The organism is Rickettsia bellii RML369-C (genome assembly GCF_000012385.1).
In the GTDB taxonomy this organism is placed as follows: Bacteria; Pseudomonadota; Alphaproteobacteria; order Rickettsiales; family Rickettsiaceae; genus Rickettsia; species Rickettsia bellii.
Map to the genome: position 1 here is coordinate 1464327 of NC_007940.1, position 12893 is coordinate 1477219.

Genomic DNA, 12893 nt, shown 5'->3' on the forward strand with positions numbered 1-12893 from the left:
TTATTTTTCTAAATCTTCTTTAGACAATTTTGTAATTTTTATAACAGACTCTAAAGAAAACCCTTCTTTCATCATTTCCTTTGCCATCATAACTTTTTCTTCTTGTACCTTCTCTGCCATTATAACTTTTTCTTCTTGCATTTTCTTTAGCATAATAGCTTTTTCTTCTTCTCTACCTTGTTGTATCCAATGATGAGCTATACTTTTCATAACGTTTTCTCTTTTTTTAGGATTTAATTTTGATTGAAGTAGTTTTTCTACTTCTATTATATCATCTTGTTTAATTCTGGTCAAAGTGTAGCATAAAATTAGTTCTATATGCTCAATACCAATATCTATTTTAGCAAATTTAGGCAAAAGATCAGCTACTTCTTCCCACCTTTTTAATAAATCACGCTCATGAATATGCTTCATAAAAAATTGCAAAATCCCAGACCATGCTTTTTCTTTCAATTTTTCGTCCGGAATATCATGTACATTGATTAATTGATAATCACCGCTCCATGTAGATTTTACAAGTTCACTATTCTCAAATAATTCCCATAGATTTCGTGGAGCATTATATTTTTGTACACCGTTATAAAATATTAATGGATATATAAAAGGAAATTTTTTGCTTTTTGTTGATTTCTTATGATATTCGGCGATTTTAAACATATACCGAAATAACCTCAAAGCCATTTTATACTCAGGTGTGCTTTGGTGTTCTAAAAGTAGATATAAATAGCCCTTTTTCTCTCCAAACTTAGCAGAAAATAAAATATCTACTATAGATTTCTTAAGTCTTTTATCTACAAAGCTGTCTTTTTCCATTTTCAGCTTTTCAAAGGAAATCAAATTTTGTATATGGGGAGGTAAATGCATCTCAAAAAACTCTTTAGAAACTAAAGGGTTTTCAAACGCACTTCGGATAATTTCGTCGTGTTTAGGCTTCTGGGACATAAGTAATAATGATATGTTGCACTATAAATATATCATTATTACAATTATTTCAATTAAAGATTGAATTTTTTATTACAACGAACTATAATTCTCTAACTGGTTTTAGTACTAATTTTTTCTTGTTAAAAATATTTATTTTAGCTAATAAGCTGACTTTAGCTTTTTTTAAACTACGTTTATAATTCTCACCGGTTACTGCGTCATAGCTAGTGATTAATGACGGAATAACCTCATTATAATATATTTTATAAAGCTCATGCATAGTTTCCTTTGTTGTTAGATATCCCCACTTCATTACTTGCTGAGGTACTCGTGCTAGTGCTTCAATGCAGGCTACTGCCTCTTCAATTTCAGGGTTTTTATTTTTATATACATCAGCTGACGGTGATAGATTAGCTTGCATATCTTTAAACATAGCATCAATCATTAATGCCATATATTTATCCGATTTAAATTTCCTGACAAAAACTAAACCATGTTTATTGCTATATCTTAAAAGCTTAAATTTATATATAAAAATCATGAAATTTATTGCTAGAATTTTTAAACCACTTACTTTATTAGCATGATAAAATTTAAGCTTTGTCTCATAATCTAGCTGCTTTTTCATGCCTGCTATAAGCAGTTTATGCAGTAAATTACGGCAATGTTCTATATCTTTTTTACGAGCAATACGTGCATTATCCGTTGCTTTAGTGCCAGAAAAATTAGCCGAATGGCGGGTGATTTGCCTGCCTTTATTATCCCTTTTTATATCAGCAAAATGCCCAAGTTCTTGAGCTGCTATAATCTGCAATCTTGCAACAGCAGCAAAGCCACCACCATAAATCGGGTGATCCTTACTATTTTCAGCAAAAGGGTTACCACCACATGAGACAAAAATAGCCACATCTTTGCCGTTAGTGCTTTGCATTCCACTATTACCGCCTACTTTCTGCCAGTTAACCATATCCATCATATCGCCAATATTATGAGAGTAGGTTATAAATATTTCTGTTTTATCAAGAAGTAACCATCTTATGACGATCGGGTGAGCAGATTGTACAAAAATACGGGCTAACATTTCCATTACTTCTTTTTTGACTGGCTGTAGTTTATGGATTTGTTTTTTTAGATTATCGAAGACAGATTTTATTTTTTGATCGGTAGCAGAATTTCTATATAGATTTTGGAAAAGTTTTGTGGTTTCAGGGATTAAATGTGGATCTGTTAGCTCTTCTTTGCTAACCATCATACTAATATTAAAAGCAGGGTCACTAAATCTTGCAAAATTGCAACAATCATCGGTATCTATTCTTAGCTTTCCCGACTTAATTATCTGCATTGCTAAATTCTCATACTCTATTTCCATATCCTCTTTATAAATAGCAGGAACGTGATCAAGAATATGGTATATAGTACTCATACTTACACATTACCTAAATTTAAGACCTCATTATACTCATCAGTATGTTTAAATATCTCAAAAGCCATCACACCATCTACGCCTACATTTTCATATTTTATATTCATTCTAGCTTTTTCAGCTTGAGCCTTTCTATACTCATCTAGCTTAGGACATACTCTTTTTAAGCAACTTTCAACAAATTGGTCTGAAGATTTTAATTTTAGTATATCCTTTGCATCTTTTTTGTGCTTTTCATCTTGAATACATAAATCAATATTACGTTCTGTAACAAATAATTGAGGAGCCTGAGTTCTTGCTAATTCAATTATATCTTTATTCTTTTTTGCAAAATTATGAATATTTTTTTCATAAGGTCCCTGAACTCCAATCAATTCATCTATGACTATTTCCATACTTCCATGTTTCTCGTTATTATCATTAATTTCCTTTTTTAAAGTACGGATATTTTCATCATTAAGCTTACACATTTTATATAATAGCAATAACATAAAATGATTTAAATCTTGTTCTTCACAAGGAATATTTTTTTTCTCACATTCTTTTTTATAATATTCCTTATTACAAAAATGATTAATTCCTCTTTGTTCACCTGACCAAGAAAGCTTTAAAAAATATAAAGACCAAGGATTAATTGAAATATAAGATAATGGAAGACTAGCCCATTGCCCTAGCTTCATTTTTTGAATTATAGTGTTAAATTCAGATAAATTATTTTCTATTTGTGAGAATTTATATTCTACAATATTAGCAGGATTACTTTTTACTACTTCTTCCCATGTTTTTCCTAATTTGGTTTTTACTCTGCTGCCAATTTGAGCTAAAAATGGTGTAGACTCCTTTACCATCGCATCAGCATTATACTCTATATAATTTATCAAAGACGCAATATCATTAAAGGCTAATTTTACTATAGGATCATCTCCTTTATCCTTATTTTTAAAAAATCTATTTTGTATAGGCAGAATTTTTTGTTTACAAAAATTCCAAAAGCTATCCTTACTATTTTCTGGTCCTATATTTAAAATCTCATCTTTTCTTAACTCAGTATAAAACAATGCTATTTGTTTCAAATGCCATTCAAAATCCATATTTTCATCATATTGCTTACCGGCTATCATATAAAACTTCTTAAGCACCTCTGATACCTTACTTTCCACACGTGAGTTATAAATATTATCAGCAATATCATGAAAAACCGAAAGTCCTCCAGTTACAAAAGGTTTAAACCATCCCGCCGCAACCATATCTAACACAATACATATTCCTTTTTCAATAGAAGTTGTACGCTCCATATGCCCAACATTTACTACTACTGCATCACTACTAGTAATACAAGAAGCCAAATATATAGACCGCAACCCTGAAAGAAAATGCTTATAATACTTATATAAATCGGAATCTTTCTTCTCTAGCTCTTTTATTTGTGTATTAATGCCATCTATAGTATCAATATTTGCATTAGATAACATTTTCTTTATCTTATCAATTTCTTGTTCTAATGCACCAATTCTTTGTCCTTGTTCTTGTTGTACTATATTTTGTCTTTGCTGTTCTAAAAATAAATGACGAATTGCTTCTTGTATAATTTGAGGCGATATATTATCATTATCTTGGATTGGATTAGCTATAACTAATTCTTGTGAATTCTTTTGCCCTAATTCTTGTGCAAGTTTATATAATCTAGTCTTTTGTAAAAATTGTAATGCTTTTTCTTCATTACCAGCGTTATTATATGCTGTTGCTATAAGCTGGTTTAGATCTTGCTCATTAAATATATCTTTCCGAAAGTTTGTTTGTGTCTCTTCAAAGCAATATGCGGCTGTTTCATAATATTGCTTTCGTTGAACTGGCTCCACTTCTTTCTGAGCCAGCTTATTATAGACTAAACCCGACTTATAGTCACAATGATGGACAAGTTTTTTCCGTTCAAATATATTTTCATGATTTGCGTCTAATTTTTTAGCATATTCAAATTGTTCAAGTGCTTCTTTATATTTTTTTTTTCTGTAAGATTTAGTCCCTTTTGTCAGAAAAAATTTTATACCTTCTGTTGTATCAAACTCCTGATATTCTCCGTCATCATTAACTGGATTTACCCTTTCTTTGCTCATATTAAAATCCATTAAATTATTTATAGCATGTTATGACCGCCATTGATTGAGATAGTTTCACCCGTAATAAAACCGGCATTTTCATCAACTAGAAATGCTACTGCTCTTGCGATTTCTTCAGGTTGCCCTAATCTTTTTTTCGGAATACTATTAACGATTTTTGCAAGCACATCTTCAGGTACTGCTCCTACCATTTCCGTTGCAATATATCCAGGAGCTATACAATTAACCGTGATATTTTTAGAAGCAGTTTCACGTGCTAAGGCTTTAGTAAAGCCAATAATTCCAGCTTTAGCAGCAGAGTAATTAGTCTGCCCGATTTGTCCTGCTTGGGCGTTGATTGAGCTGATATTTACTATACGACCGTAATTTTGATTTCGCATCGGCTCGATTACGTTACTTGACATATTAAAGCAAGAATTGAGATTAACGTTAATTACATCGTTCCAATCTTGATGACTCATTTTATGCAGCATTTTATCTTTGGTAATTCCGGCATTATTAACCAAAATGCTTACCGGCTGTTTATATTCCTATTCAATTTCTTTTATCGCTCTTCTGCAATCTTCAAAATCTGCAACATTCCAACGTTTTGTTTTGATACCATATTGCTCTTCCATAGCTTTTGCAGCTTCATGATTACTAAAAAAATTAGCAATAACAGTTATTTTTTAATTCTTTGGCAATAGACTCTCCTATTCCTCTAGTACCACCTGTTACAACTGCTAAATGCGACATTATTACCTCCCTATATTATTATCTTTATTACGTTGATTTACTTTTTGTGCAAATGTAACATTAGAAGTAATTTTTTCTCCATTACCTAATTCCACTTTAGGATTATATATTATTTTTTGTTGAGCTTTATTTAAATCCGGTATTAGTTCAGTTAGTTCAGTTAGTTCAGTTAGTTCATTTTTTGGAGTAGTTACCACAACAGAAGGTGTTTGTATATTTGCAGTTATTTCATAATTTGTCGTTTGATACGGATTAGGCGTTTCTTTAGCTTTTTTCTGCTCTACTGGTTCATTAATTACCTGACCTTTTTCAAGTTTCTTAATTTTATTATTAGCTCCCGATGGCTCAATCATACTTTTTAATGATTCTTGTCTAGATTCAGGAAAACCTTGTGCCGTCACTTTTAATGTACCATAACATCCGATTGTAGCACCACCCGCATAAACTCCGCCAGCTTGACCAGCAGTATGACCTGCTTTTAAAAGCTGTTCATCAGCAGCTTTTACTTCTATTCCTAATCTATTAGCTATAGCAGTACTAGTTTGGTCATGTTCGGCAAGACCTGTACGATCCTTACCACTTGCACACATAGTAAGCGTTTCGTGCTTTGGAACATCTTTAAAAATAGAGTCATTAGAATTTGAGATTTGGTTGCTTAAGTAATTTAATTTTCGTGAAATGCTACTACTTATATTTTCTTTATCTGCACCTCTATAAAAAATTGCGTCAGCTTTTTCTATATCTTGTTTTAAACTAGCTGCATTAGTTAATATTTCATGAGCTTGCTTAGATAACCTACCTGCATTAAATTCTGTATTCAGCATTATTTTTAGATCACCTTTTGGTTTATTAATACCAAATAATCTTTCTAATTTACCACGTGGTTTTAAATGGGTCGCAATATCTTTGAAGTTAGCTTCTTTTGGTAAATTATTAGCCAAATCGTTAAGTTGTTCTTTTGTACCACCAAAATGATTAAAACCTGCGATTTTTCTAAATTTATTAAACGCTGTATTAGTATAACGACCTCCTACATGATCTATAGCTCTTTTAGTAAGAGTTACTAACTTCGCATCAGGGTGCGGCACTACAAAATTTGCAGCTCCACTATTTAAAGTATTAGCATGCAATTTATGATCGCCCATCCATTCTTGAGCTTGCTTAGTATTTAAATCTGTAATTCTTTGTTGTGATTCTTTATCACGAGAAATAGAAGCAAGAGTTCCTGCATGTTTAGAGTTATGTATTATTTCAATAGGTTTATTTTCTTCAGCTATTGCTGTAATTTTCTCAAAAGCGTTTTTCATTCCTACTATTTGACGCAATTGAGTAGGGATAACATGCTCACCTTCTTTGATTGTTTCAGCATATTTATTAACTAACTGTCTTTCCCAACTAGGCATTTTCTTGAACCAATCTTTATCGGCTCTATTCTGATATTCTGCTTTTTGCTCATCAGTTATACCCTTTAGTGCTACTTCTGCCTCAATAACAGTATGATCTTTACCATTTTTATCTTTAATATTTGAGAGCGTTGCTATATTACAATGTTCATCATTAAAATTCTGAAAATCTTTTGCTACATTTAGCTTTTTATGCACCTCTTTAATGCCATTATTTTCTAGCAGTATGGCTATATCATTAATCTTATCCTTTACATTAGGAGAGATCTGCATTTGAGAATTTTTTTCATTATCTTTATGAAAGCTATCAATAAAATCTACTGCTTGTTTTTTTAATTCTGTTTTAAGTGCTTCCGGTTTTCCTTCGATTTCAGCTATGTCTATTGCTGCTCTTATGACATTTAAATATTGCATCTCAAAGCTTTCCGTTCCAAGCTCTCGAGGATCTTTAGCATTTCGTGCATCACGAATTATTATCGGTGTTGTACCTTCTATCAACGGATCAATTTTAGTAAGTGTTATACCGGTTCTTTCTTCACGTAAAATTTCAAGTTTTTGTAATGCTTCAGTAAAATTACCGCTTTTAACTGCTTCTCTAACTTCATCTCTGTTTGTATGTAGAGGATCTTGTTTGTTATTTGCTAAAAATTCATTTGTTTGTGTTATGAGAAAATATTTATCTGCGTCGAATTGTTCTTTTAATGAGGACATAGTGAAAGCTTTATATATTAATATTTAGTTTAGTTAGATAGTAGACGAAGTTTTATTTGGAAAAGAGCAAGAAGTTTATAAGCACGAGGAACGGAGCATAGATAAACTACGTGAGTACCTCAGCACCTGTAGGACGTCGCCGTCAATTTTTCAAATAAAACGAGTATACCGCAAATACTTCAAAAGTTGGTAAGTCAAATAAGCGGTGAGTCTGCGGAACGTAGATAAACTACGTGAGCAAAGACGAATCCCGAAATTTGGCTTGCCAAATCTTGAAGTATTAAAGGTATATACCCTTGTATTATAATTTTAAAGTAATTATATAAACAATATCTATTAAAAAATTTTAATCTTATTAATTAAAATATATTATTTATATGAATATTGATAAATTTACTGCACATGCTAAATCAGCGATAACAAACTGTCAACATATTGCTGCTAAAAATGATCATCAGCAAATATTACCTTTGCACTTATTAGCTAGTCTTTTTAATGAAGATACTGGGATTATCAGAACGCTTATTAATAATAGCGGAGGTAACTTAAATATTTTAGCTGATCAAGTACAAGTAGAATTAAATAAAATTCCAAAAGTACAAGTTGATGGCGGAGGAACAATTTATTCTTCTGCCGAACTCCTTAAAGTTTTACAAAGAGCTGATGACCTTGCTAAAAATAATGGGGATAGCTTTGTTACGATTGAGCGTATTTTGGAAGCTTTAAGTTTTGATAATACTATAGCTGGTAAAATTTTAACCAATAATGGAATCAGTAGTAAGAAGCTAGCGGCTAGTATTTTGCAGCTTCGTAAAGGCAAAAAAGCGGATACTGAATCAGCAGAAAATAGCTATGATGCTCTAAAAAAATACGGCAGAGACGTAACTGAGCTTGCTGAAAGTGGTAAGCTTGACCCGATAATCGGACGTGATGAAGAAATCAGAAGAACAGTGCAAGTATTATCTCGTCGTATGAAAAATAACCCTGTGTTAATTGGTGAGCCTGGTGTTGGTAAAACTGCGATAATCGAAGGGTTAGCACAACGAATATTTAGCAAAGATGTGCCAGAAACTCTTATTAATTGCCGAATTATCGAGCTTGATATGGGAGCGTTGATTGCGGGAGCAAAATATCGTGGTGAGTTTGAAGAGCGGCTTAAAGCTGTTCTTGGTGAAATAAAAGAATCAAGTGGTGAGATTATTTTATTTATCGATGAATTACATTTATTAGTCGGTACGGGTAAAACTGACGGAGCTATGGACGCATCGAACTTACTAAAGCCGATGCTTGCACGCGGTGAACTACATTGTATCGGAGCTACCACTTTAGACGAGTACCGCAAATATATCGAGAAAGACGCCGCTTTTGCTCGTCGCTTCCAGCCTGTTTATGTTAGCGAGCCAACTGTAGAGGATACGATATCCATACTTAGAGGTATTAAGGAAAAGTATGAACTGCACCATGCCGTACGGATTTCCGATAGTGCGATAGTTGCGGCAGCAACTCTATCAAACCGCTATATTACGGATCGTTTTCTACCTGATAAAGCGATTGATTTAATTGATGAAGCTTGTAGCCGTATGAAAATCGAGCTATCAAGTAAACCTGAAGAACTGGACGAACTAGATCGCCGCATTATTCAGATAAAGATAGAGCTTGCAGCTTTGAAAAAAGAAAGCGACGAACATTCTAAAAAGAAAATTGAGCATTTAACCGCAGAGTTAGAAAAGTTGGAATCTAACTCTTACGATATGAGTTCTAAATGGCAAGCCGAAAAATCCAAGATTCAAGGGCAGCAGAAACTTAAAGAAGAGTTAGACCGTGCTAGGATTGATTTAGAGCGAGCAGAACGTGACGCTAATTTAGCTAAAGCTAGTGAGTTAAAATATGGAATCATTCCTGAGATTATGAAAAAAATTCAAGAAACCGAAAATGCTGACAGTAAAGGCTTGTTAAAGGAAATCGTTTCAGAAAGCGACATAGCAAGCATTATTTCACGTATCACCGGTATTCCGATCGATACAATGCTATCAAGTGAGCGTGAACGTTTGCTTGTGATGGAGCAAAAATTACGTGAGTCGGTAATAGGGCAGGATGAGGCAATTAAAAGCGTTAGTGATGCCGTTAGAAGATCACGTGCAGGTATTCAGGATATTAACCGTCCGCTTGGCTCATTTTTATTCCTTGGTCCGACGGGAGTAGGTAAAACAGAGCTGACTAAAGCTTTAGCTGGGTTTCTTTTCGATGATCGTAACGCCATCTTACGTATCGATATGTCGGAATATATGGAGAAGCATGCTATTTCTCGTTTGATAGGAGCACCTCCCGGGTATGTTGGATATGATCAGGGTGGAGTCCTTACCGAAGCCGTAAGACGCCGCCCTTATCAAGTTATATTATTCGATGAGGTGGAAAAAGCCCATCCCGATATTTTTAATATTATGCTGCAAATCCTAGATGAGGGAAGACTTACCGATAGTCAGGGGATCACGGTTGATTTTAAGAATACTATTATTGTGCTAACCTCTAATTTAGGTGCTGAAATACTCGTTAACCAAAAAGAGGGTGAAGATACTTATAAGGTAAAAGACCAAGTTATGGAATATGTAAAAATGGTATTTAAACCTGAATTCTTGAATAGGTTAGATGAAATTATATTATTCCATAGATTAAACCAAAGTAATATTCACGATATAGTAAAAATTCAGCTAGAGGGTTTAAAGAAAATCTTATCAGCACAAAATATCATTCTTGAATTTGATGAACCGGCTTTAAACTATTTAGCCGAAAAAGGCTATGATCCGAGCTTTGGAGCAAGACCATTAAAACGTCTTATCCAGCGTGAAATACAAAATAACTTAGCTAAGATGATTTTAGCAGGCGAGGTAAGTAGCGGAAAAATAGTAAAAATAACCGCAAAAAAAGAAGAGCTGAAGATCCAGATAATTGATTAGTTTTTATAATAGTGGTATAATATACGTATAATATACGTGCAAGGTGAATATATGCAAAAAAAATTAACCATTTCTATAGACGAAGCTGTTTACCGCAATTTATATTCAGTAATTGGCGAAGGTAAAATTAGTAAATTTATAGAAAATATCATCAAACCATACTTAATTAATGAACAGCTTAAAGCATCTTATGAAGAAATGGCTCAAGATGAAAAGAGAGAAAAAGAGGCAAATGAATGGATAGAAGGGCTAATTCAGGACGATTTTAATGAAAAGAGGTGAAATATGGTGGGTAAATTTTGATCCTTCCGTTGGGGGAGAAATAAATAAAATAAGACCTGCAATAATTATTAGTAATGATGCAGCAAATGAAGTATTAAATCGTATCCAAGTTATACCTTTAACCAGTAATGTAAGTAAATGTTACCCTTGGGAAGTTTATGTAATTGTAAATGGTAAACAAAGTAAAGCCATGACGGATCAAATAATGACAGCAAGTAAATTAAGGTTAAAATCTAAAATTTCTACAATAACCAGTCAAGAGATGCTATCACTTGAATATGCTTTAAAACTTCAATTAGGTATATATTTATAGTAAATTAAAGAGTTGTCTTATTGTCATTACTGCGTAAGGCTTGCCCCGCATGGATCAGTTTCCCGTCATTGCGAGCGACTGCAAGGAGCGTGGCAATCCAGAAAAAATAATAAAAATGCTATGCATTTTACTAGATTGCTTCGTCAAAACTTATAGTTTTTCCTCGCAATTACGATATCTATACTTAGTTAGGAATGCTAACCACGCTCAATTCACTTACCGATTGACTTTTTTAGGAAATGGAATATAAAATTGTGTTTAAAATAGTTAAAGCTATTTCGGGGTTTCAAAGCCTCTTTGCTATTATGGTATATGCATCAGCCATAAAATGGTGCAATCCTCAATACTTATGGTTGGGGATGATAATAGACATGTCCAGAGCTTAAAGTACTAACTTTAGGCTTAAAATCTATTGTAAACTGTTAGTAGCGGTTTCTTTGAACTCCCCAACCACCATGAATGTTTTGTGGTGGTTAAAACTTGAGCAAATTAAGTTTATATTCAGCGGGGACACATGCTTAATACAAAAAAAATAATAATCTTCCTTATATACTCGTTGAACTTGAAAAATTGGCTACGTCGTCTAACAAGTTCTGCGGTACTCACGTATTAAGTATACGCTCCGTTCCTCGTCTTGTTGTCTCCTTGCTCTTTTCCAAGTTGAACTTCGTATATTAAATCTTTATCACTGTCAGCAAAATAATTTCCAAACATCAAAAATTATAGAGCAAAATTCATTCCATCATACTACTATACGTAAATTAATCGATGAAATAAAAAATGAGCCTAAAGGGACTTTTACTATTCTAATTGAGGATATAATACTAAACGATCCAAATAGTATAATTTTTACTTCAAGCCTTGGCACTTTATATTTGCTTGGGTTTATTCATACAGAAATATATAAAAAATCTTTCCAAGAGATAAAATTATATGATGGAATAAACGCAAAAAATGATTTTTTAAGTATAGCAGATTTTTGCCTATACTATAATTTGGCATGTTATAGAAACATAGAATAAATTATTTAGTCAACATATTGTTGACTAGTATTATAAGCTATAATATAATAAAATTAACTTATAAATAATTCTCAAATGGAATATACTCTTTGCTTTTCTAAAACTTCCTTAAAAAATTTGGTCAAAATTTTTGCAAATAAAAGAAAGGTTATATTAGAAAAATTAGAACAGCTAAGATTAGACCCTTATAAAACAAATAATAATATTAAAAAGTTAATAGGATACGATGCTTATAGGCTAAGAGTTGGAGACTATCGAGTTATATATAAAATAAACCAAGGAAGATTAGAGATTTTAGTAATAAATATTGATGTTAGAGGAGAGGTATATAAATGAGCGATAAACATATAATAGAGTATCAAGGAAAACCAGCTTTTGTTGTTCTACCCTTTAATGAATATCAAGAGCTTATAAACTTTAAGAAACGTCACATTACCGATGAAGAATTATATCTTGAGGGAATTGCTAAAAATGAAGAATATTTTCCTGAAGAATTAGTGCAGAAAATTCTAAGCGGCGAAAATCCTATCAAGGTTTATCGTGAATATAGAGGGCTTTCCCAAGAACAATTAGCTACTAAAATTGGTAAAACTAAACAATATATTTCTGCTATTGAAAAAGGATCACGTACCGGTACAATAGATACATTAAAGAAGCTAAGCACTGTTCTAAATATAGATTTGGATATGCTGTAATTTAGTGGCACAACCCTAGTATATGATATATAATGAGTTAATTTCTAGCTTTTATATAGTTAGTAATAAATGATGTTGATTAATTTTTAAGTTCATCTTTATTAATTCCTCACTATTAAAAAAAACTTGTAGATTCTCTCGAAGTTGTAGAGATTCTTCTTCAGTTATTAAGCGAGCTAAAACAACTCTGTCTTTAAATTCGTCATACCTAGCTAAAAGCAAGTCTTTATATTCATTAAAATCATAACTAGAAACATAATGTTCTACTTTTGAAAAAATATTCAAACTTTGACATATATTAGCTAACTTATTGC

Annotated in this window: 10 protein-coding genes and 2 pseudogenes; 6 read left to right on the forward strand and 6 right to left on the reverse strand. The window is 32.4% G+C overall.

Annotation, left to right across the window (positions count from 1 at the left end; all coding sequences use genetic code 11):
• From RBE_RS07105 to RBE_RS07125, 5 genes and pseudogenes are all read right to left on the reverse strand, one after another.
• Positions 1 to 942, reverse strand: coding sequence for an Rpn family recombination-promoting nuclease/putative transposase (locus tag RBE_RS07105; protein ID WP_011478017.1), 942 nt, complete (start codon positions 940 to 942; stop codon positions 1 to 3).
• A gap of 82 nt (positions 943 to 1024) precedes the next feature.
• Positions 1025 to 2347, reverse strand: a complete 1323-nt coding sequence (locus RBE_RS07110; protein WP_011478018.1) for a DUF2748 family protein — start codon at positions 2345 to 2347, stop codon at positions 1025 to 1027.
• Between the two features lie 2 nt (positions 2348 to 2349).
• Positions 2350 to 4461 carry a hypothetical protein gene (locus RBE_RS07115; protein ID WP_228368741.1) on the reverse strand — a complete coding sequence of 704 codons (2112 nt, stop codon included), beginning with the start codon at positions 4459 to 4461 and terminating at the stop codon, positions 2350 to 2352.
• Positions 4462 to 4481: 20 nt separating this feature from the next.
• Positions 4482 to 5199 (reverse strand): annotated as a pseudogene (locus RBE_RS07120) (SDR family oxidoreductase).
• Positions 5200 to 5201: 2 nt separating this feature from the next.
• Positions 5202 to 7313: a hypothetical protein gene (locus RBE_RS07125; protein ID WP_011478021.1), complete on the reverse strand. Its 2112-nt coding sequence runs from the start codon at positions 7311 to 7313 to the stop codon at positions 5202 to 5204.
• 164 nt (positions 7314 to 7477) lie between these two features.
• On the opposite strand from RBE_RS07125, the pseudogene RBE_RS09725 reads away from it, so the two are divergent.
• The 6 genes and pseudogenes from RBE_RS09725 to RBE_RS07150 form a co-directional block, all read left to right on the forward strand.
• Positions 7478 to 7617: pseudogene (locus tag RBE_RS09725) on the forward strand (palindromic element RPE5 domain-containing protein); the annotation flags it as partial.
• A 73-nt stretch (positions 7618 to 7690) separates the two neighbouring features.
• Positions 7691 to 10267, forward strand: a complete 2577-nt coding sequence (clpB, locus tag RBE_RS07130; protein ID WP_011478022.1) for an ATP-dependent chaperone ClpB — start codon at positions 7691 to 7693, stop codon at positions 10265 to 10267.
• Positions 10268 to 10318: 51 nt separating this feature from the next.
• Positions 10319 to 10549: a hypothetical protein gene (locus RBE_RS07135; RefSeq protein WP_041804736.1), complete on the forward strand. Its 231-nt coding sequence runs from the start codon at positions 10319 to 10321 to the stop codon at positions 10547 to 10549.
• Positions 10536 to 10862 (forward strand): type II toxin-antitoxin system PemK/MazF family toxin, encoded by a 327-nt coding sequence (locus RBE_RS07140; protein ID WP_011478024.1) that lies wholly within the window; start codon positions 10536 to 10538, stop codon positions 10860 to 10862. The genes RBE_RS07135 and RBE_RS07140 overlap by 14 nt, the downstream gene beginning before the upstream one ends.
• Before the next feature lie 1097 nt (positions 10863 to 11959).
• The gene (locus RBE_RS07145) at positions 11960 to 12220 is read left to right on the forward strand and encodes a type II toxin-antitoxin system RelE family toxin (protein WP_011478025.1); all 261 of its coding nucleotides are present in this window, start codon (positions 11960 to 11962) and stop codon (positions 12218 to 12220) included.
• Positions 12217 to 12579, forward strand: a complete 363-nt coding sequence (locus tag RBE_RS07150) for a helix-turn-helix transcriptional regulator (protein WP_011478026.1) — start codon at positions 12217 to 12219, stop codon at positions 12577 to 12579. The genes RBE_RS07145 and RBE_RS07150 overlap by 4 nt, the downstream gene beginning before the upstream one ends.
• Positions 12580 to 12630: 51 nt before the next feature.
• Here RBE_RS07150 and RBE_RS07155 read toward each other — a convergent pair whose 3' ends face one another.
• Positions 12631 to 12864, reverse strand: coding sequence for a hypothetical protein (locus RBE_RS07155; protein ID WP_041804738.1), 234 nt, complete (start codon positions 12862 to 12864; stop codon positions 12631 to 12633).
• Positions 12865 to 12893: the final 29 nt, after the last annotated feature.

What these genes read in the sequence shown, in the direction of transcription:
- RBE_RS07105 (WP_011478017.1), bottom strand. Translation starts at nt 942, where the DNA reads ATGTCCCAGAAGCCTAAACACGACGAAATTATCCGAAGTGCGTTTGAA.
- RBE_RS07110 (WP_011478018.1), bottom strand. Translation starts at nt 2,347, where the DNA reads ATGAGTACTATATACCATATTCTTGATCACGTTCCTGCTATTTATAAA.
- RBE_RS07115 (WP_228368741.1), bottom strand. Translation starts at nt 4,461, where the DNA reads ATGAGCAAAGAAAGGGTAAATCCAGTTAATGATGACGGAGAATATCAG.
- RBE_RS07125 (WP_011478021.1), bottom strand. Translation starts at nt 7,313, where the DNA reads ATGTCCTCATTAAAAGAACAATTCGACGCAGATAAATATTTTCTCATA.
- clpB (WP_011478022.1), top strand. Translation starts at nt 7,691, where the DNA reads ATGAATATTGATAAATTTACTGCACATGCTAAATCAGCGATAACAAAC.
- RBE_RS07135 (WP_041804736.1), top strand. Translation starts at nt 10,319, where the DNA reads ATGCAAAAAAAATTAACCATTTCTATAGACGAAGCTGTTTACCGCAAT.
- RBE_RS07140 (WP_011478024.1), top strand. Translation starts at nt 10,536, where the DNA reads ATGAAAAGAGGTGAAATATGGTGGGTAAATTTTGATCCTTCCGTTGGG.
- RBE_RS07145 (WP_011478025.1), top strand. Translation starts at nt 11,960, where the DNA reads ATGGAATATACTCTTTGCTTTTCTAAAACTTCCTTAAAAAATTTGGTC.
- RBE_RS07150 (WP_011478026.1), top strand. Translation starts at nt 12,217, where the DNA reads ATGAGCGATAAACATATAATAGAGTATCAAGGAAAACCAGCTTTTGTT.